At 37.8% G+C, this 18,959-nt stretch carries 22 protein-coding genes; 2 read left to right on the top strand and 20 right to left on the bottom strand.

The window, feature by feature from the left end:
* Positions 1 to 17 precede the first annotated feature (17 nt).
* Positions 18 to 1,433, bottom strand: a complete 1,416-nt coding sequence (treP, locus tag BW724_RS05230; RefSeq protein ID WP_088074174.1) for a PTS system trehalose-specific EIIBC component — start codon at positions 1,431 to 1,433, stop codon at positions 18 to 20.
* A gap of 612 nt (positions 1,434 to 2,045) precedes the next feature.
* Between treP and BW724_RS05225 the strand changes: the two genes are divergently transcribed.
* Positions 2,046 to 2,282, top strand: a complete 237-nt coding sequence (locus tag BW724_RS05225) for a hypothetical protein (protein ID WP_088074173.1) — start codon at positions 2,046 to 2,048, stop codon at positions 2,280 to 2,282.
* A 110-nt stretch (positions 2,283 to 2,392) separates the two neighbouring features.
* On the opposite strand, the gene BW724_RS05220 is transcribed toward BW724_RS05225, so the two are convergent.
* The 19 genes from BW724_RS05220 to BW724_RS05125 all read right to left on the bottom strand — a co-directional run bounded on the left by BW724_RS05220 (position 2,393) and on the right by BW724_RS05125 (position 16,890).
* Entirely contained in the window at positions 2,393 to 3,457 is a 1,065-nt protein-coding gene (locus BW724_RS05220) for a glucuronyl esterase domain-containing protein (RefSeq protein WP_088074172.1), read from the bottom strand.
* 265 nt (positions 3,458 to 3,722) lie between these two features.
* Positions 3,723 to 3,956, bottom strand: coding sequence for a sulfurtransferase TusA family protein (locus tag BW724_RS05215; protein ID WP_088074171.1), 234 nt, complete (start codon positions 3,954 to 3,956; stop codon positions 3,723 to 3,725).
* A 93-nt stretch (positions 3,957 to 4,049) separates the two neighbouring features.
* Positions 4,050 to 5,177, bottom strand: coding sequence for an MBL fold metallo-hydrolase (locus BW724_RS05210; RefSeq protein WP_088074170.1), 1,128 nt, complete (start codon positions 5,175 to 5,177; stop codon positions 4,050 to 4,052).
* A 66-nt stretch (positions 5,178 to 5,243) separates the two neighbouring features.
* The gene (locus BW724_RS05205) at positions 5,244 to 5,816 is read right to left on the bottom strand and encodes a sulfurtransferase TusA family protein (RefSeq protein WP_088074169.1); all 573 of its coding nucleotides are present in this window, start codon (positions 5,814 to 5,816) and stop codon (positions 5,244 to 5,246) included.
* On the bottom strand, positions 5,813 to 6,142 hold the full coding sequence (locus tag BW724_RS05200) for a rhodanese-like domain-containing protein (protein ID WP_176371307.1): 330 nt from the start codon (positions 6,140 to 6,142) through the stop codon (positions 5,813 to 5,815). The genes BW724_RS05205 and BW724_RS05200 overlap by 4 nt, the downstream gene beginning before the upstream one ends.
* Before the next feature lie 22 nt (positions 6,143 to 6,164).
* Positions 6,165 to 6,530, bottom strand: a complete 366-nt coding sequence (locus tag BW724_RS05195; RefSeq protein WP_088074168.1) for a rhodanese-like domain-containing protein — start codon at positions 6,528 to 6,530, stop codon at positions 6,165 to 6,167.
* A gap of 54 nt (positions 6,531 to 6,584) precedes the next feature.
* A complete protein-coding gene (locus BW724_RS05190; RefSeq protein WP_088074167.1) occupies positions 6,585 to 7,064 on the bottom strand; it encodes a DsrE/DsrF/DrsH-like family protein in 480 nt (159 codons plus the stop codon).
* A 280-nt stretch (positions 7,065 to 7,344) separates the two neighbouring features.
* Entirely contained in the window at positions 7,345 to 7,605 is a 261-nt protein-coding gene (locus BW724_RS05185; RefSeq protein WP_088074166.1) for a metal-sensitive transcriptional regulator, read from the bottom strand.
* The gene (locus BW724_RS05180) at positions 7,595 to 7,996 is read right to left on the bottom strand and encodes a sulfurtransferase (protein ID WP_088074164.1); all 402 of its coding nucleotides are present in this window, start codon (positions 7,994 to 7,996) and stop codon (positions 7,595 to 7,597) included. The genes BW724_RS05185 and BW724_RS05180 overlap by 11 nt, the downstream gene beginning before the upstream one ends.
* 22 nt (positions 7,997 to 8,018) lie before the next feature.
* Positions 8,019 to 8,405: a rhodanese-like domain-containing protein gene (locus BW724_RS05175; protein WP_235848905.1), complete on the bottom strand. Its 387-nt coding sequence runs from the start codon at positions 8,403 to 8,405 to the stop codon at positions 8,019 to 8,021.
* A 91-nt stretch (positions 8,406 to 8,496) separates the two neighbouring features.
* Positions 8,497 to 8,886 (bottom strand): DUF302 domain-containing protein, encoded by a 390-nt coding sequence (locus tag BW724_RS05170; RefSeq protein ID WP_088074163.1) that lies wholly within the window; start codon positions 8,884 to 8,886, stop codon positions 8,497 to 8,499.
* A 27-nt stretch (positions 8,887 to 8,913) separates the two neighbouring features.
* Positions 8,914 to 9,465 carry a carbonic anhydrase gene (locus BW724_RS05165; RefSeq protein ID WP_088074161.1) on the bottom strand — a complete coding sequence of 184 codons (552 nt, stop codon included), beginning with the start codon at positions 9,463 to 9,465 and terminating at the stop codon, positions 8,914 to 8,916.
* Positions 9,434 to 11,137: a SulP family inorganic anion transporter gene (locus BW724_RS05160; protein ID WP_088074159.1), complete on the bottom strand. Its 1,704-nt coding sequence runs from the start codon at positions 11,135 to 11,137 to the stop codon at positions 9,434 to 9,436. Before BW724_RS05160 ends, BW724_RS05165 begins: the two co-directional genes overlap by 32 nt.
* Before the next feature lie 214 nt (positions 11,138 to 11,351).
* Entirely contained in the window at positions 11,352 to 12,485 is a 1,134-nt protein-coding gene (locus tag BW724_RS05155) for an MBL fold metallo-hydrolase (RefSeq protein WP_088074158.1), read from the bottom strand.
* A 535-nt stretch (positions 12,486 to 13,020) separates the two neighbouring features.
* Positions 13,021 to 14,103 carry a HAMP domain-containing sensor histidine kinase gene (locus BW724_RS05145; RefSeq protein ID WP_088074155.1) on the bottom strand — a complete coding sequence of 361 codons (1,083 nt, stop codon included), beginning with the start codon at positions 14,101 to 14,103 and terminating at the stop codon, positions 13,021 to 13,023.
* Positions 14,096 to 14,776 (bottom strand): response regulator transcription factor, encoded by a 681-nt coding sequence (locus tag BW724_RS05140; RefSeq protein ID WP_088074154.1) that lies wholly within the window; start codon positions 14,774 to 14,776, stop codon positions 14,096 to 14,098. The genes BW724_RS05145 and BW724_RS05140 overlap by 8 nt, the downstream gene beginning before the upstream one ends.
* A 43-nt stretch (positions 14,777 to 14,819) precedes the next feature.
* Positions 14,820 to 15,422: a redoxin domain-containing protein gene (locus tag BW724_RS05135; RefSeq protein ID WP_328588697.1), complete on the bottom strand. Its 603-nt coding sequence runs from the start codon at positions 15,420 to 15,422 to the stop codon at positions 14,820 to 14,822.
* 17 nt (positions 15,423 to 15,439) lie between these two features.
* Positions 15,440 to 16,183: a cytochrome c biogenesis CcdA family protein gene (locus BW724_RS05130; protein WP_088074153.1), complete on the bottom strand. Its 744-nt coding sequence runs from the start codon at positions 16,181 to 16,183 to the stop codon at positions 15,440 to 15,442.
* Positions 16,177 to 16,890, bottom strand: a complete 714-nt coding sequence (locus tag BW724_RS05125) for a hypothetical protein (RefSeq protein WP_088074152.1) — start codon at positions 16,888 to 16,890, stop codon at positions 16,177 to 16,179. Before BW724_RS05125 ends, BW724_RS05130 begins: the two co-directional genes overlap by 7 nt.
* A 254-nt stretch (positions 16,891 to 17,144) precedes the next feature.
* On the opposite strand from BW724_RS05125, the gene BW724_RS05120 reads away from it, so the two are divergent.
* Positions 17,145 to 18,806: a CoA-disulfide reductase gene (locus tag BW724_RS05120; protein WP_088074151.1), complete on the top strand. Its 1,662-nt coding sequence runs from the start codon at positions 17,145 to 17,147 to the stop codon at positions 18,804 to 18,806.
* The last annotated feature ends 153 nt before the right edge of the window (positions 18,807 to 18,959 follow it).

The following is an 18,959-nucleotide window of genomic DNA, read 5'->3' as shown; positions in this document are numbered from 1 at the left end:
GGTCATTTGAAAACTAATTAAAAATCGACACGCCTTGTTTTTGCATAAAGGTAAGTTAGTACTAAAGGTACTACAAAAGCGATTGCCATCCCGATCAAGAAGGAGATCCAAAATTCACTCATAATGGAGAAGATAGCTGGAAGTCCTCCGACACCTACGGACGATGCCATTACGCCATTCCACGTAATAAACATAGCTCCAATCGCTGAACCGATTATCGCGCAGATGAATGGGAAACGATAGCGTAGGTTAACACCAAACATAGCTGGTTCAGTAATTCCTAAATAAGCTGAGATACCAGAAGTCATGGATAAACCTTTTAATTTTTCATCTTTTGATGCAAGCAATACTCCCATTGCTGCAGATCCTTGCGCAATGTTTGACAGTGCTAAGATTGGCCATAGGAATGTTCCACCAATCGTACCGATAAGTTGCAAGTCAACTGCAAGGAATGTATGGTGCATACCTGTAATAACTAATGGTGCGTAAATTGCTCCGTATAATAAACCACCTAGTACTGCGAAGTTGTCGAATATACCTGTGAATAGAGCCGTAATTCCGTTACCGATAGTGAAAGTTACTGGTCCAATGAACATAAATGCTAGGAAACCAGTTACTAACAACGCTATTGGTGCTACAGTTAATAGCTGGAATGCGTCTGGAATGCGTTTTCTTAAGAACTTCTCAATCACAGCTAACACATACGATGCGATCAAAATTGGAAGTACTTGTCCTTGGTAACCAAGTTGGGCTACGTCCATTCCGAAGATATTCCAATGTGGTACATCTCCTGAAGTACTTGCTTCCGCATAGCCCCAAGCATTCAATAAGTCTGGGTGAACAAGCATAAGACCTAACACGATACCCAACAATGGACTTCCGCCAAAACGGTTAACTGCCGACCAACCAATCAAACCTGGCAGGAACACGAAGGCGGTGTTTGCAATTAAGTTAATAATTCCTGCGATATCAGCCCATTGCGGATAGACATCAATGATGGATTGTCCATCGAAAAATATATCTGGTGCTGTTAGGATATTGTTAATCCCCATCAATAAACCAGCAGTAACAATGGCTGGTAAGATCGGGATAAAGATATCTGCCAATGTTTTAATGGCACGTTGAAGTGGATTCAACTTTTTCCCAGCAACTTCCTTCACTTCTTCTTTTGAAAGTTCACCAATTCCCGTAATAGCGACCATTTCTTTATAGACTTTGTCTACTGTCCCTTGTCCGATCACCACTTGATATTGACCGTTTGTTGAGAAATTCCCTTTAACAAGGTCAATGGCACTTAGAGCATCTTGATCTACTTGTCCTTCATCTTTCAATACGAGTCGCAGCCTCGTTACACAATGTGTAGCAGCGTCAATATTGTCTTTCCCACCTAAGGCAGCAATAATGTTTTCTGCAGCATCTCTATACTGACTCATTCTTTATCTCCCCCTGTTACCGTTTTCAATAGAATTAAAAAATAAATAATTACATGGTGCATTCATTTTTGATATTAATATGGCGCACCTGGTATCTTGTATATACAAGTTTAATTATTCATCAAATATAATAATTTGTATATACAAGTTAGTCAAGGAATATGAACTGTTTGTCTTTCAAGTTATGTTTTGTAAAAAAAACTTTTATATGAGAGTTTTCACAGGTTGGAAATATTTAAATGTTTCTGGACAATCTAAAGCAGTTATATGCTCCTATAACCATTATTGGATTAATCATAAACATAAGAAAAAACCTCAGCAGGAAATCATTCTTCCCACTGAGGACCGTGACAAAATTTTTTTTATTAATCTTAATCGTAATTATTCCAGTTCCACGGCATCATTTCAATTATCACAATAAAACTATTGCGTTACTATTTTCTGAAATATTGTGTAATTTCTTTGGCAAACATACAAACTACGTTTAATGATTATTTTTTAACTTCAGATGGACGTTTTTGCAGTCTGCAAGTCTACGGCTTCCTTCAACCGAAATATGAATCGTTTTTATTAATGTATTTTAATCATGTAAAAGTTAGGTGGGATATGAAAATGGAATTTGAGATTAAAGCAAAAGATGGTGCTTGGCCATGTGAGGTTATCATTGATGAGGATAATGGACGATATATGCTGCGGAACGCAGATACTACCGGAGAGTTTTTCAATAACCCAGAGGATTTAAAGAATTGGGTGCAGTCCAATTGGCTGGAGAATCGATTTGAAGATCCTGCTCAATATCATGAGTTACTAGAAGCACTCAACAATTACACCGACACAGCCCACAGTTAAAGGAGTAATTTCAGAAGGGAAGGGAATTTGGGAGAGGGAATGAAGGTGAGACTCCCTTCATTTCCCCAACCAATCCTTTTCTATTTTTCGATTGAACATAATACGACTATCTATTTTATCCAAGGAATTGCTTTCGTTTCAATTTTGTACGGGTGAGAATGAAATTGTCTGTCTACTTCTTTTCGTTGAAAATAAAAGTCTGCAAAATCCAAAATAGCAATAAAGTCTTCCTGCTTCATTGGATGATCACCTGGCCTATAATTAATGGCCACATTTTTCGATACACCTAGAAAATCAAACACCTTTTTAGCTGCTGTAAAGGATAATGCTGTTCCTCTTGGATTACACCAATAATCTTCTGTTCCCTCTACTAACAATAAACCTCTTGGGGCTATTAGGCTCAGTACCTCATGTTGGTCGAATGGTAATCTTCTAGGTTCTGAAACAAATTCTCCAAACAACTCCGTAAACCAATGCGGAGCAAAACCTACGATATTCTCTATCTTCTCATTCGCACCCTCGTTTTCATAAAAGTAGCGATAATTCCCGGCTCCTACTAGTCCTGAGGAAGCTGGAACCGTAATAGCTACTCGCTCATCAAAAATTCCACCTACGAGGGCTGACTTTCCAAAACGAGAATGCCCAGTGATCACGATTTGATCCTTATCAATTTCAGGTATAGCTTCCAGAGCATCGATGACTCGTTGATACCCCCAGCCCCATGCAACTAAATTGCCTGCTTTTGTGTTCGGGTACAGTTGGTAAAAAGCACCCTCTCTTTTAGACTTATCATCTAATGCAACATCTTTTGGGGTGAAATAAATAAGTGCATAACCACGGGGATGAAAGACCGACTCGTCCAATTGTCCTGTATGTATAACAACGGGAAATGGTCCGTCTTGATTCTCAGGAAATGAGATGGTTGCGTCAAAAGCAGCTTTCCTTTCTCCCAACTCTAGATTAATCGTCAATGTATTCCCACTGCGCACTGCAGCTACTATAGGAGATTCAGGAAAAAAACCGTATTGATAATGTTGAATGAGGGATTTTAACTCCTCTTTACGTTTACTCCAGTCATGGTGATCCTTCACCTTGCTCCCTTCTAAAAATTCAAAGGGATTGTGTAAGTGATCTAGAATGGGTAATTCTGATGGATTTAATAGTCTTGTTGTCATGTGAACGGAACACCTCTCTAAAATTAATCTATTTTCTTATACTATTATCATACACTTCATTCGGGGTAGAAAAGGTAGTAAAAAAACGATCTATATGAAAGAAAATCGAAGTTGCTGAATAGAGGTACTATATCGATGAACAACATAAATTGTAGATTAAAAAAGCACTGTGCCAGTGGAATGTGGAATACACTCCGTACTAGCACAGTGTTTTCTAGTATTTTGATAATAGGGTTTCATTGAGTTTGCCCCTAGTGTTTTTTAGTTATCCTTTTTTAATCCAGAATATATAGACACCATTTTCTTCCTCATGTCCTAATAGTTCATGCCCACCAGACTTTGCCCACGCAGTAAGGTCAGCCTTTGCCCCCTTATCTGTAGCATGGATTTCAATCACCTGCCCTGACTCTATTTTATCCATTTCTTTTTTTGTCTTTACGATTGGCATAGGACATGCTAACCCTTTTGCGTCTAATAAAATATCTGTATTGAAACTCATTAATAATCACTCCTGTTTTAGAATAAAATTTCACAAAATTGTGCGGGACCTGGTCCCCGAATTTTTGTTCGGGGACCAGGTCCCGGAACTTTTTTATCTCACTGCACAGCGGTTAGGACCAATTTCCATTTCACGCTGCTCTTCTTCATCTGGTGTAATCTTACCCATATTTGTCTTACGAATTTCTTGATACGCATTTGGTTGAGGTGGTAAATTATCCGTGACTAAACTACGGAACTCGGCTTCATTCTCAATATTCAATCCATGATTCTCTGCAAACAGGACACCTAATTTTTCCCCAACACTACCATCATCATTTAACTCATCTATAATCATAAAGTGTGCAGGAAGAACCATTAGTTCATCCGACAATTCCTTATATCTTTCGTATAAAGTTTCTCGTAAGTCACCAACCCAATCCTCTGCTAAACCAGCTAAATCAGGCCGCCCGATAGAATCTACAAACAAGATATCCCCTGATAACAAATATTTCTCATCAACGACAAATGATGTGGAACCAATGGTGTGCCCTGGTGAGTATAGGGGGTGGATATTAATCGTTGTGTTCCCTATTTTCACATCATTTCCATCTACTAATGGTTCATAAGAGAATTGAACTTCCTCCGCATCTTTTGGTGGTAGCCAGTAAACTGCACCAGTTTTTTCTGCAATCATTCTTCCACCTGAAATGTGGTCTGCGTGTAAATGCGTATCAAATACATGCTTAATCTGAACCCCTAGACTATCTGCAAAATCAATAAATACATCTGTCATTCTTGTTGCATCGATGATGGCAGCTTCACCGTTCGAAACAACCATATAAGATAAACAACCTTTCCCGATTCTTACAAACTGGTACATTTCGCCCCCATCTGCAAGGTCCCCAACCTTAACTGGCTCTAAATGCTCACTCCATGCTTTCATGCCACCTTTTAAATAAGCAGCTTCATAGCCTTCATCAGAGAGCATTTCTGCGACCATAATAGACGAGCCCTCTTTCGCACAAACAACTAAAATCTCTTTGTCAGAAGGTAGCTGATCTTTTATTTCATCAAGTCCGTCAAGTAAATCAAAGTACGGTACGTTTAAGTGTGTTAAGTTTTCCCCTTCAATTTTCCAATCACTAAACGCATCTTCATTCCGAACATCTAAAATAAATAATTCCTTTTTGTTCATTACTTTCCTCGTAACTTCTTTAGCGTCCATTTCCCTAATCGCCATCATATATACCCCCTACAGTATATTCTAGTTAAAATTTTTTTCACCCTGAAATAATTTGCAAAATCATTACCCAATACTTTTTTCTGTTGGACCATTCCAGTCACTCATACCTGGCACAACATTCGTTACCTTGTTGAATCCTCGATCAGCAAGCTTTTGTGCAGCTAGATCACTACGTGTACCAGTACGACAGATTACATAAATTTCATCATCTTTCCCTAGCTCATCAAGGCGGTTGTCCAATTCTCCCATTGGAATCGATATCGCACCTGGAATATGATTGAAGGAATACTCTGCTTCTTCCCGGACATCAACTACCGTCAGATCTTCCGACGACTCAAGCTTCCGTTGAAGTTCATCATTGTTTACAACTACCTCATACGTTGTTTCCTGCTTTTCTTCTGAATCCGTAGTTTTACGAACATAATGGTGTAGCGTCCCCGACTCTTCCACCGTTCCCAAATATTGATGACCAACTCGCTCCGTCCATGCTTTTAAGTCTGCAGTAGAACCTTTATCTGTTGCTTGAACCTCTAGTACTTGACCAGGTTCCATATTAGTTATTGTCTTCTTTGTTTTTACAATCGGCATTGGACAAGCAAGCCCTTTTGCGTCTAAAACTTGATCTGTTTTAATCATCCTTCGTACACCCCTTCCAAATCTGATGAGACAGGTCCATTCCAATCCATCATCCCGCCAGCCATGTTTGTTACATGAAAGCCTTTTGATGCAAGGAATAAAGTTGCATTAAAACTTCGAGCACCTGACCTGCAAACAAGGATATATTTCCCGTCTTTATCAAGCTTAGCTATGCTCTCTGGAATCTCCCCCAAAGGAATATTGATAGATTCAGGAATTCTTCCAGCCTCTACTTCCATCGGCTCACGGACATCAATAACTTTATAGCCTTCCTTGTTTTCAATTGCTGCTTGCACCTCTAGTGGTGACATCTCATGAATGTTCATTCCATTTCCTCCTCCATCTTTATCAACTCCAGGCAGACATGCCGCCCTTCACGTTATAAATCTTTGTGAAACCTAATTTTTTAAGTAACTTACTAGCCTTATTACTTCTCATTCCACTTTGGCAAATAACAACTACCTCTTTATCCTTTTCTAGCTCTTGCACACGCTGCTTCAACTCGTGCACAGGAATATTCTTAAAGCCTTTAATACTATCACCACGAAACTCCATCGCAGTACGCACATCGACAAACTGATACTTCTTCTTTTCCTTTACCATTTGCTTCAAATCTGCTGTCGTCACTTGTTTAATCCCTTTAGCTGGCATGATCCTTGAGTAAAGAAACCAACCAGCTACTGCAAAAATTAATATATTTAAAATCCAGTCCATTTAGCTATCACCTTTCATGTTGGAATAATGGAATAAGTCTTAGTCTAGTGCATCTTATATAAATAAGTTTACGTTACCCTCTGAAGCGTCCCCTAAATATGCGGCAACACCTGCATATTCAATACCATCTAATAACTCCTTTTCATCTAAACCAAGCAAATCCATTGTCATCGTACAACTTACGAGCTTCACATCTTGCTCCTGAGCCATCTCAATTAACTGTGGAAGCGTCATAGCATTGTGCTTCTTAATGACCTTTTTGATCATCTTTGGCCCCATGCCAGCAAAATTCATCTTAGAAAGGCCCATCTTGTCAGCACCCTTAGGCATCATCTTCCCAAACATGTTTTCCAAGAAGCCCTTCTTAATCGGCTCTGCATTCTCTTTTCTTAAAGCATTTAGTCCCCAGAAAGTATGGAAAATGGTGACCTCATGATCATAAGCAGCCGCACCGTTTGCGATGATGTATGCCGCCATGGCCTTATCATAATCCCCACTGAATAATACGATTGTTGTTTTCTTCTTTTCTGACATGCCTTGTCACTCCTCAATTAATTAATATTTATTTTACATATACCAGTACAGGTATATTTTTTGGTAAAAAAATTATTACTGTTTGACTTATGAAAGTAAAAACCTTTCGTTGACACCACAAATACCTATAGGGGTATATTAACACCCGCAATGAGGTGGTGTCAATACTTTTAAACTGAATTTTTATATAAGCATCATGATAACAGTGTTAAACAAGTACGAGAATTCAATGCAGATACTTTTATAAACCTTTGCAACATCGACCTGCATTGAATTTACCTTATCTACTTTTCACTAATAAATTTACCGCTTCTTGAATAAGAGGTTCTGTATCTTCCCCTTTTTCAATTTGATCCCTTACACACTGCTCTAAATTAGAGCTAACAACTAAGCCTAACGTTCGGTCAAGGGCATTTCTCGCTGCAGACATTTGAATGACAATATCTTTACAATCCTTTTCCTCTTCCATCATACGGAGAATCGCCTTCACTTGACCCTCAATTCTCTTTACTCTGTTTTTCATTTGATCATTATATTTCACGACATTCCCTCCTCCTTGGATTCAAAAAATGTAGAACCTTCGATTTATCTGATTCACCTAAAATATAATATCCCCTGACATCAAAGCCTTTTTTCCTTAAATAACGTACACATAAATTTTTCCCTGCCAAGTCTGATGAAATTACGACAATTTTCTTTCCCTTAATCTCATCAGAGAATCGCTTTAAATATGGCAATGGGATGTTTTCTTTACTTGCGGCTTCCAGTTTATAGGCTACGTTGTAGTCCCTAATATCTAATAAAATCGTATCCTTAGAAACTTTCTCTGGGTGTATACACTTCACACCATACACTGGAAAATACCGTTGATATAATTGTGCAGAAAGTATCATAAAGCTGATTAAAATCAAAATACCCAGTATCGTATTCATGACACACCCTTTTCTATATCTTTTAGTTTACTACTTCCCCTTCCCAGGCAAGCATTCCACCTTTGACATTAATCAGATTCTCATATCCGAGATCCTCAAGAATCTTTATTGCCTGTAGGCTTCGATTACCGCTACGGCAAAAAATAACTGCTGTTCTATCCTTTGGTATGTTGTGATAATCACTATTTAAAGTACTTAATGGAACATTGACCATTCCATTGATATGCGCCTCATTATACTCGTGAACTTCCCTTACGTCCACAAAAAAGTAATCATTGGGTTGATCCAGTAAGTCCCCTAGTTCTGAAGTTGTAATCTCTTCTGTTCCTAGTGCAGAGATGGATTGAAATCCAAAAATCGCTAGTAAAAATAATAATGGTATAACATAAATGATGTTTTTCTTAATCATTACATCCACTCCTTTATGAAGTTACAAGAATCATTATATACCCCTACAGGTATAAAAGTCAACACCTTAACTCCTTCCTAAGAGAGTAGAATTATTTAACAATCTTATCAATACAATGGATTAATCTTTTTTCAATATCTTCAGCGATTTCCATTAGTTTATCGTCCTTAACTGCTTCTATTAAAGCAGTAGGTTTTGGCATGCCTATTTTCGTTCTTCCTTCATCATCAGAAAATACTACTATTTTACAAGGCAGAAAGTAACCTGCTAATTTATTCATCTCTAATACTCTTTTGGCTTCATGAGGATTACACACTTCTAGTATTCTCGTTTCTGAATCATACTCTAGCCCTTTTTCCTCAAGCTTACCTTTCAAATCAAAATCCCATAATACTCCAAAACCTTCTTCTTTGAGTGAAGCTTCTAAATTCTCAATCGCCTTTGGCATATCCATTGTTGTTTCTACCGTATAATGAAACATCTTTTATCAAGCTCCTTTATTTTAGTATTAATTAATCCACTCAATTAATCCTGTTTCTACATGGAATAGACAGCCAATTATTTCAATGCCTTCTCCATACTCCTGATATATAGGGTGTTCCTTTAAGTGTTTGACTTGCTCTAATACGTTTATTTTGGTCAAATCTTCTAAGGAACATGTCTCACTATTTCCTTTTTCAGGCAGACTCCTTTTAATATTGCCAAGCCATCCCCTCAGTTCAGACTCATCATTATCGTTCCTTGCTGCTTTGACCCCACCACAATCAGTATGTCCTTGAATGACTATTTTTTTAACCTTTAAATGTTTTAATGCATAATAGAGACTAGCTGAAAAACTTTCATCCTGTTCCGCTACCTGATTTGCTATATTTCTATGGACAAATAACTTTCCTAGAGGCATCTGAGTAATAACAGACGGACTGACTCTGGAATCGCTACAAGCAAGTACAAAGTATTCAGGATGCTGTCCTTTTTTTAGTTCATCAAAATAGGCAGGCTCTACCTTTTTTATATTTTGAATAAATGCTTCATTTTTTTCCTTTAACATCATGTCTTCCATGATCATCACCTTCTTCAATAACCCTTAATGCATGTTCAATCGTCAAGTATTTATAGTTGTCACCGTATTTTTCTTCCCAATGAGCCCTATTCAATAAGTCTCGCACTGGTCCCTTCACACCAGCAAAGAGAAATCCTATTTCCCCTCTACCGCAAGACTCCATCATTTCTTCTAATGCGTGAATCGACACTGCATCAATGCCATTAACTCCTGAAAAATCTAGTACAATCCACTTTGTATCAGGCTTATCTTGAATTTTGTCGCATAGCTTATCTTCTAGAAAAGTCATATTCGCAAAGAAAAGATCTGAGTCAATCCGATAGATCATTACTTTTGGATTTACCTTCGCTTCTGGAAAACGTTTGATATTCCTATAGACTTTCTCTTCTTCTAAAAACCCGAGTTCTGCCATATGTGGATAGGCACTTTTCCAAAGGTAAACAAGTAAAGAGAAAATAACACCAATGAGTATTCCTTGCTCAACACCTATCGCTAATGTGCCAATAAACGTTATTACCCAAGTCCACCCATCAAGGGAACGTATTTGGAATAAATGCTTTGCCTCTTTTACATCGATCAAGTTGTATACAGCTACCATGATGATCGCTGCTAAAACAGCATTTGGTAAATAATAAAAGAATCCTGTGAAAAAAAGTAAGGTTAATAGTATTAAGACTGCAGTTATAAGAGAAGCTAATGGTGTTTTAGCTCCAGACTGATAATTCACGGCAGACCTAGAAAACCCACCTGTTACTGGATAACCAGAGAAGAATGATCCACCAACATTGGCAAGACCTAATCCAATCAATTCCTTATTCGGATCCACTTTGTACTTTTCCTTCGCAGCAATTGCTTTTGCCATCGCAATGGATTCCATAAAACCTATGAATGAAATTGTCAGTGCAACAGGAAGCAATTTTATTAATCCATCAATAGTGACTGCAGGAATTGACAAACCCGGTAGTCCTTCTGGTACATGACCTACAATACTGACACCAGATTGGTTTAATTGCAAAAACTGAACGATCATAATACTCAAACCAACAACAACAAGCGGTGCAGGTATCTTGGGTAAGTATTTTTTCATTACAATTAATATTAAAATTCCACTGATACCGATGCCAAATGTAATCGGGTTTATTTCTTGTATTCTAGCTACAGACTCATAAAGTATCATGAAGACATTTTTATCAGCCTCAAGTTTTACCCCTATTAAATGTTTCAACTGACTTAGCCCAATGATAATTGCTGCAGCAGAGGTAAAGGCACTAATGACAGCATGTGACAAGAAGTTCACTAGGAACCCTAACCTTAACACTCCCATTAAAAACTGAATGACACCAACCATCAACATTAGCAATAATACATAGGCTATATATTCTGATGTCCCTGGCTCTGCAATTGTTGATACACCTGACAGAACTAGAAGGGAGACGACTGCTACTGGCCCAACTGCTAGGTGCCTTGATGTACCAAATAATGCATAAATAAGAAGTGGTACTGTTGCTGCATACAACCCAATAACAGGGGGTAATCCAGCAAGCATTGCATATGCCATCCCCTGTGGAATTAGCATGATGGCTACGATTAATCCTGCTGAAAAGTCACCTCTTAAATGAGATTTATCATATTGTGGGATCCATTCTAATGCAGTTATATATTTTTTTAGCAATTATATCTCCCCCTCTTATTATCTTTATCTCGAATATAGGTTTATTGAAAAAAATAACAAAAAATATATATGCCCACCGTAGTGAGCCTTCTCCATATACCCCTACCCGTATATCTATAATAATTATAATTTCATAAACTGTCAACAAATTGACACAAATATCATTTCAAACAGTGAAAAGGAGGTTGTACCATTGGTACCCCCTCCCCTTCCCTTATCTTACAGCACAGCGATTCGGTCCAATCTCCATTTCCCTTTGCTTATCAAAATCAGGGTTCAATCTCCCCATATTTGTATCACGTATCTGTTGATATGAATTGGGCTGCGGTGGGAGATTTTCTGAAACTGTTTTTCTAAACTCTTCTTCTGACTCAATGTTTAACCCATGATTTCTTTCAAATAAAACACTTAATTTTTCCACTATACTTCCGTTCTTACTCATTTCATTTATTCCCATATAATGAGCAGGTAAGACATACAAGTTATCTGCAAGATTCCTATACGTTTTATACAATGTTTGCCTAAGGTCATTTACCCAGTCTTCCGCTTTCCCTGCTAAATCAGGTCTTCCGATAGAATCAACAAATAGTATATCTCCAGTCAATAAGTATTTCTCGTCCACAATGAGTGACGTGCTACCAATCGTATGCCCAGGGGAGTATAGCACTTGAATAATGACGTCTCCTATCTTTATCTCTTCACCTTCCTCCAATGAACTATAACTAAAAGTTACTTCCTCTGCGTCCTTTGGAGGAAGATGATATGTTGCTCCAGTTTTCTCAGCTAATATTCTTCCACCCGAAATATGGTCTGCATGAAGATGTGTATCAATTAAATGCTTAAGCTGTAATTTATTTTTCTTAATAAAATCTTCGTACTGATCGATCATACGATTTGTATCAACAATGGCGCATTCCCCATTAGATTCAATGAGATAGGATAGGCACCCCTTTCCAATACGAACAAATTGGGTGATTTCTCCACCTGATATATCACCAATCTTTATTGGAACTAGTAACTCACTCCATGCATTCATTCCACCTTTAATAGACAATACATTTTCATACCCTGCTTCTTTTATATTCTGTCCTACCATCTGTGACGAACCTCCTTTGTTACAGATCACATAGATAGGATTATTTTTGGGAAGCTGGTGCATGATAGAGTCAATACTGTCTATCAGTTCAAAATAGGGTTTATTGATGATCTCAACGTTCTCTCCTTCAATTTTCCAATCGTCAAACGCATCTGTAGTTCTAACATCTAAAATAAATAACTGCTCTCCGTCTAGGACTTTCTGTGCTAATACGTCTACAGGTATTTCTGTGACATCATTTTTTTGTTCCATGTCCATCACCTCAACTCATAACCTGCCCTATATACTGACGTCGTATTGCTATCTCCCCTATTTAAAAGTATGCTCACTTGAAAATATAAACTAGGGTTGGTGATAGTTCGTCTTGCCCACGCCAAAGAAGACACTGCGAAGAATGAGCAGATGTCGCACTGTTGTTCTGGGTCCTGATCATATTCTTTGGAATGCGTATTCTGGAATGCGATAATGATTCCTGGCTATTGAAACCTATACCGTATTCTTTCAAATAACCAGAATGAAGACTCAAATCGCTTTGCTTCCTCAGTTCAGTCTTCATTTTGAGAAAATGAAGACTGAAATTGCTTCGCCACTCCAGTTCAGTCTCCATTTTGAGAAAATGAAGACTCAAATCGCTTCGCTTCCTCGTTTCAGTCTCCATTTTGAGAAAATGAAGACTCAAATCGCTTCGCTACTCCATTTCAGTCTTCATTTTGATTTCGGAGCCATTTATAAACTCCATAAAAAACTAAAAACAGTCAAGGTATGAAGCCATACCAACTTGACTGTTTTATCTGTTCATATCGTTCATTGGAATTGAAAACCAAAAAGTATGGAGATTTCCCTTTGTTTCGACACCAACCTCTCCACCATGTAATTTGGTAATGATTTCTTTCACTATTGCAAGTCCAAGCCCAGTCCCACCTGCCTGTCTCGTCCTTGCATGATCTACTTTATAGAACCTTTCAAAAAGCCATTCTCTCTGTTCATCCGGAATCACTTCCCCAGGGCCTGTAATTGATACAACGTACTGATCACCCTTTAATTTTCCCTTTATCAAAATTACTTCTTCAGTATCACTCTTATAATATTGAATTGCATTTTGGATCAAGTTGATTACAGCCTGTTGAATCCCTTTCTCTTCCGCCAAGAGCACCGCTTCGTCCAACTGAAGCTCATAAAGAATATGTTTTTTGTCTAACTCGAATTTAAACAAATTAATGGCATTAGTTAATAAGTGATGAATTTCAATTCGCTCATGAGCATAAGCCTGGTTTTTTAAACCGTAATTCCATTCATTTAATTCGTTCAATTGGTTGATCATCTGAATGAGACGTTCAGATTCACCGTGTAATGATTCAAATAACTTAGGGGTCCCATGAAGCACACCATTTTTTAAGCCTTCCAAATAGCCATTGATTGTAGAAAGGGGGGTTCTTAATTCATGGGCCATATCTGTAATCATCTTATTTCGAGCATGTTCATTTTTTTTCAATAACTCAGTTAACTTGTTAAAATTATAAGTAAGTTCAGCTATTTCATCCTTCCCGTCAACCTTCATTGGAGCTGGATAATTTCCATGCTGTAATACTTTGGTCGACCGCACTAGTTGTTGAACAGGCTTTAGTAATCGTTTAGTTATGGAAAAATGAAGGAGGCTTCCAGCTAATATAAACAGCGGGCTAATCCATAGTAGATAAGTAGCTAGACTTTCATTAAATGTTGTCTGCTTTACTTCATCCACATTTGGCATTTGTTCAACTAAAAAACAAGCCGTATTATAAATCACCAAACTGCTTAACAATACAAGGAGCGTGATTAATAATATATTTATTCCCGTCAAACGCCACAGGATGCCACGATCTTTAAACAACAAAGCGATACCCCATTCCACGCACTGTCATAATTCTTTTTGGGTCAGATGGTGTCTCTTCAATTTTTTCACGAAGTTTTTTTATATGTGCATCAATTGTCCGATCCATAATTGCCGTATCTGCATAAGGGTGAATTTGATTGATCAATTGTTCTCTGGACAGAACTATATTGGGGTTTTCCATAAAGTAAAATAATAGATTAAACTCATATTTTGTTAAGTGTAGTGGTTCCCCATTTAGCAGTACCTCTCCTTTACGAGGTTTAATCGTCAAACCTTGATGACTAATTTTTTGGCAGAACTGTCCCCCTCGCCTCAACACTGCTTCGACCCTTGCCATTAATTCCTCAGGGCTAAATGGTTTAATGACGTAATCATCAGCACCTATTTTCAACCCATTAATTTTATCTTCTGAGCTTATTTTTGCTGTAAGCATGATGATCGATACTTCATTTTTTTCCTGTTCCCTAATCCACTGACATACTTCTTCTCCACTAACCTTAGGAAGCATTAAGTCTAGAAGAACTAGGCATGGAGAATGCTGGAGAAACATCTCCTTTGCTTCCTCCCCATCACCTGCAGTGATCACATCATAACCTTCTTTTTCTAAGTAAATTTCAACTAAATTACGTATCATCTCATCATCTTCTACAACTAAAACTAGTTGCTTCATTACACTTCACCACTTCTTTCTTTCCGCACTTCTTCCTACTATCTTAATCCATTTCATTAAATCTTTGTATAATCATGTCTTCATTCATCGGTCCTATTGCAATACTATCTATTCTTCCTTTTGTATTAATCATAAATGAAGTAGGTACTGGTTGAATTCCAAAAGTTCCTGCTACCTCCACATGTTCATCTAGTAAAATTGGAAAAGTTAATCCAAAATCCTCTGCAAAGCTCTCTACCTGTGCTACGCCCGTCTCTGTTTCTGTTAGATTCACGGCAAGAATCATGGCATCATCATGTTCTTCATAAACCCGTTGCATATCAGGCATTTCTGCCCTACATGGCGGGCACCACGTTGCCCAGAAGTTTAACATGATTTTTTGCCCCCTATAGTCTGAAAGCTTTGCGGTCTCTCCATCTAGAGTGGCAAGTTCAAAATCAGGCGCATACATACCCTGAGTAATCCCAATATCCTCTTCCGGTATATCTGATTCAACTTTCTCAGGTGTACCTTCTCCAGTTTCACTTTCAATATTCTCATCTAGTTGATCCTGTAATACTCCATCATTTGAACCGAGTGATTCATATAGTGTCCAACCAATCATACCTACTAAAATTACAGCTATTATCATCGTTCTTTTCATCATCATATTCCTCCTTTAGATTACCCTAGATTTTCAAGCCATGTCCCTTCTATTAATCTCAAAATAAAGATAGAGATTTTCGCAAGCTGTCCTGTAAACAACAACACCCCCATAATGATCATTAATGTTCCGCCTAATTTCATGATAATACCGCTATATTTTGTAATCAGCCTCGTTGAACCAAGAAAGAAAGTTAACACTAGAAAAGGAATAGCAAATCCAATGATATATAATCCTGTATATAAAACTCCTTGTGATGGATTTGTTGCTGCAAGCATTAAGATTGCTGCAAAAATGGGGCCGATACACGGTGTCCAACCAGCCGCAAAACCCATTCCAACAAAGGTCGAGCCTATATATCCAACAGGTTTTTTTGCCATATGTAGTCTGCGTTCTTTCATTAACCAATCCAATTTAATCCAACCAGCAACAAACAGCCCCATAAATACAATAAAAATTCCGCCAAATCGTTGAATAAGGTGGCCAGAATCACCAGTAAACAAACCTTGTATCCATTGGCCAAAGTAAGTCATTCCAAACCCTAAGCTCATGAAAATCATCGATACACCTAAAAGGAAAAATACGGAGTGAAGAAGTAATTTTGATCTAACTTTTATATTTTTGTTCGCCTCCAGTTCCTTCACACTCATCCCCGTAATATAAGATAAATACGCTGGAAATAATGGCAGCGTACACGGTGAAAAAAATGAAATGATACCCGCACTTAATGCCGCCCAAATCGTAATACTCCCTATCTCTACCATTTATAAAACCCCTTCTTTTTTATCTGATTTATAACTACTAAACCTAATACAATAGATAAGAGAAACAGGTAGAACCATTGCGTGACTGGTATTCCAAAATAAACAGGATAGTCATCTAGGAGAGCAGTCAAATTCAATGTAATGGTCCATATTAATAATATATTGATCACTTTTTGTTCAACTTTCACTGACTCTATTTTTAATAAAATAATTAATAGAATTGCTGAAAAAACCAACATATATAATGATATTGGATGATTATCCCAAGGAAGGATCACCGAAATGCCGTCCCACATTTCCCTTCCATTCCTTTGCACCCAAAATTCAAATATAAAGCTAGTTGGTAAGAGGTAGTACAAAAGTCCATGTACATATTCAAACGGTCCCACCTTATTTTTTATACTAGAATACATTAAGTAAGTGATTGTAAATATCGTTGCTAGGTAAAGTTCTTGCTCACCGCTTGGATAACTCATTACTGCAATAGGGTCTCGAATAACCATGTCTATTTGAAATATAAAAGTTCCAAATAAGAAGGTCAGAATAAAAGTGATTACGCTATTGCCAATAGTCTCTCGAATCTCCTTTCCCCCTTCTCCTTTAAATGGAGAACTGAATGTTAATAATAAGTATCCAACCACCAGCCCGCTCCCTATTACAATCCACGATTGCTGAATAATCGCAGGGCCAACCTGTATTGCATTCATGTCATCACCTTCATCCATAAGTTCCATGGACCATGATAAACAAGTAATGTGAAAGTTTGATGAAAGGCATTCATAAAGTTAATTTTATTTCCGTCACAAAAGTGTCAAATAACTCACTCTAGATTTTTTCTAGTTTATGTAATATACTCTTTATATACCTATAGGGGTATATGTAAAAATAAGTGTAAGTGTAGAATTTATTGTGAAGTCATATACTCATTTCATTTGTTTAAATATAGAAAGGGGAAATAAACATGACAAAGAAAATTATTATTGTTGGGGGAGTCGCTGGAGGGGCTACAGCTGCTGCACGTTTAAGACGACTAGATGAAAAATCAGAAATCATTATGTTTGAAAGAGGAGAGTATGTATCCTTTGCCAACTGTGGTCTACCATATTATATTGGCGGAACCATTAACAAGCGTGAAAAGCTCCTCGTCCAAACTGTGGAAGGCATGAGTAAGAAATATAACCTCGACATCCGCAACTTAACAGAAGTTGTAAAAATTAATAGAGACAATAAAACAGTAGAAGTTCGCAATTTAAGTACAGGTGAACAATATGAAGAATCGTATGATGTATTATTATTATCACCTGGTGCGAAGCCAATTGTTCCACCAATCCCTGGAATCAATGATGCGGAACATTTATTTACATTGAGAAATGTCCCAGACACTGATCGCATAAAGAAATACGTGACAGAAGAGAAGCCTCAATCCGCAGTCGTTGTAGGTGGAGGATTTATTGGTTTAGAAATGGTTGAAAATTTAGTAGAACTAGGAATAGAGGTAACCCTTGTTGAGATGGCAAATCAAGTTCTTGCTCCAATTGACTTTGAAATGGCTGCTATCGTTCATGATAAGTTAAAAGCTCATGGGGTCAACCTCATTTTAGAAGATGGGGTTAAGGCTTTTGAGGATCGTGGTAAAAAAGTTATTTTGAACAGTGGCACAGAGGTTATTACTGATATGATCATCCTTTCCATCGGTGTCAGACCAGAAAATGAATTGGCAAGAGATGCTGGTTTACCACTTGGAAATCGCGGTGGAATACTAGTTAACGAGTTTTTACAAACAGATGACCCTAGTATCTTTGCTGTTGGTGATGCCATTGAAGTGGTAGATTACGTGAGCCAGGCACCTGCAATGATTCCCCTTGCTGGTCCTGCCAATCGTCAAGCAAGAATTGTGGCAGATAACATTTACGGACGTGGGAAAAAATATCACGGTACTCTCGGAACTGCAGTAGTAAAAGTGTTCGAATATACTATTGCAGCCACTGGAAACAATGAAAAAACACTTAAGCAGCAAGGTATTGACTATCGTGTTGTTCATATCCATCCTGGATCACATGCTGGATATTATCCAGGGGCAAATCCGATACACTTTAAGCTCTTATTCTCTCCTGAGAATGGAAAGGTTTTTGGTGCACAGGCAGTAGGTGTTACAGGCGTTGAAAAAAGGATTGACGTCATCGCAACGGCGATTAAAGGTGAGTTAGACGTTTATGACTTAACTGATTTGGAGTTATCTTATGCACCTCCATTTTCATCGGCAAAAGATCCTGTCAACATGGCAGGTTATGTCGCTTCTAATATGTTAGAAGACAGTATCAAAACTGTGCAATGGGATGAAATTGATTCCGTTGTTGCGGACGGGGGAGTTTTAATCGATGTAAGAGAGCCTTCAGAATTAAAAGGTGGTTATATTGAAGGTTCAATCAACATTCCATTAGGTGATCTAAGAGGCCGCTTAGACGAACTACCAAAAGGTGAGTCCATTTACATCAATTGTCAAGTCGGTCTTCGTGGATATCTAGCTACTCGAATTTTATTAGAAAACGGTTATGATGCTATTAATTTAGATGGTGGCTGGAAGACATATTCAGTGGCTAAAGGATTAGTATCAAATAAATAATGATTGTTTCGAATAAAAAAAAGGATAAAGTAGAGAAATTCTCTACCTTATCCTTTTTTATACATTGCGTGATAGCAAGGGGATGGAAGCGAGTTAATCTTAGGTTGTTCCAACAAACAAAACCTATTTTTTCACGGTAGCCTTAGAAGAACA

The organism is Litchfieldia alkalitelluris, from assembly GCF_002153425.1.
Taxonomy (GTDB): Bacteria; Bacillota; Bacilli; order Bacillales; family Salisediminibacteriaceae; genus Evansella; species Evansella alkalicola.
The sequence above is the reverse complement of the archived record's forward strand: the minus strand, read 5'-3'. Positions and strand labels throughout refer to the sequence as shown.

Excerpts from the sequence above, each read along its gene's own strand:
- treP (WP_088074174.1), bottom strand. The coding sequence starts at position 1,433 with ATGAGTCAGTATAGAGATGCTGCAGAAAACATTATTGCTGCCTTAGGT.
- BW724_RS05225 (WP_088074173.1), top strand. The coding sequence starts at position 2,046 with ATGGAATTTGAGATTAAAGCAAAAGATGGTGCTTGGCCATGTGAGGTT.
- BW724_RS05220 (WP_088074172.1), bottom strand. The coding sequence starts at position 3,457 with ATGACAACAAGACTATTAAATCCATCAGAATTACCCATTCTAGATCAC.
- BW724_RS05215 (WP_088074171.1), bottom strand. The coding sequence starts at position 3,956 with ATGAGTTTCAATACAGATATTTTATTAGACGCAAAAGGGTTAGCATGT.
- BW724_RS05210 (WP_088074170.1), bottom strand. The coding sequence starts at position 5,177 with ATGGCGATTAGGGAAATGGACGCTAAAGAAGTTACGAGGAAAGTAATG.
- BW724_RS05205 (WP_088074169.1), bottom strand. The coding sequence starts at position 5,816 with ATGATTAAAACAGATCAAGTTTTAGACGCAAAAGGGCTTGCTTGTCCA.
- BW724_RS05200 (WP_176371307.1), bottom strand. The coding sequence starts at position 6,142 with ATGAACATTCATGAGATGTCACCACTAGAGGTGCAAGCAGCAATTGAA.
- BW724_RS05195 (WP_088074168.1), bottom strand. The coding sequence starts at position 6,530 with ATGGACTGGATTTTAAATATATTAATTTTTGCAGTAGCTGGTTGGTTT.
- BW724_RS05190 (WP_088074167.1), bottom strand. The coding sequence starts at position 7,064 with ATGTCAGAAAAGAAGAAAACAACAATCGTATTATTCAGTGGGGATTAT.
- BW724_RS05180 (WP_088074164.1), bottom strand. The coding sequence starts at position 7,996 with ATGAATACGATACTGGGTATTTTGATTTTAATCAGCTTTATGATACTT.
- BW724_RS05175 (WP_235848905.1), bottom strand. The coding sequence starts at position 8,405 with ATGATTAAGAAAAACATCATTTATGTTATACCATTATTATTTTTACTA.
- BW724_RS05170 (WP_088074163.1), bottom strand. The coding sequence starts at position 8,886 with ATGTTTCATTATACGGTAGAAACAACAATGGATATGCCAAAGGCGATT.
- BW724_RS05165 (WP_088074161.1), bottom strand. The coding sequence starts at position 9,465 with ATGGAAGACATGATGTTAAAGGAAAAAAATGAAGCATTTATTCAAAAT.
- BW724_RS05155 (WP_088074158.1), bottom strand. The coding sequence starts at position 12,485 with ATGGAACAAAAAAATGATGTCACAGAAATACCTGTAGACGTATTAGCA.
- BW724_RS05140 (WP_088074154.1), bottom strand. The coding sequence starts at position 14,776 with ATGAAGCAACTAGTTTTAGTTGTAGAAGATGATGAGATGATACGTAAT.
- BW724_RS05135 (WP_328588697.1), bottom strand. The coding sequence starts at position 15,422 with ATGATGAAAAGAACGATGATAATAGCTGTAATTTTAGTAGGTATGATT.
- BW724_RS05130 (WP_088074153.1), bottom strand. The coding sequence starts at position 16,183 with ATGGTAGAGATAGGGAGTATTACGATTTGGGCGGCATTAAGTGCGGGT.
- BW724_RS05125 (WP_088074152.1), bottom strand. The coding sequence starts at position 16,890 with ATGAATGCAATACAGGTTGGCCCTGCGATTATTCAGCAATCGTGGATT.
- BW724_RS05120 (WP_088074151.1), top strand. The coding sequence starts at position 17,145 with ATGACAAAGAAAATTATTATTGTTGGGGGAGTCGCTGGAGGGGCTACA.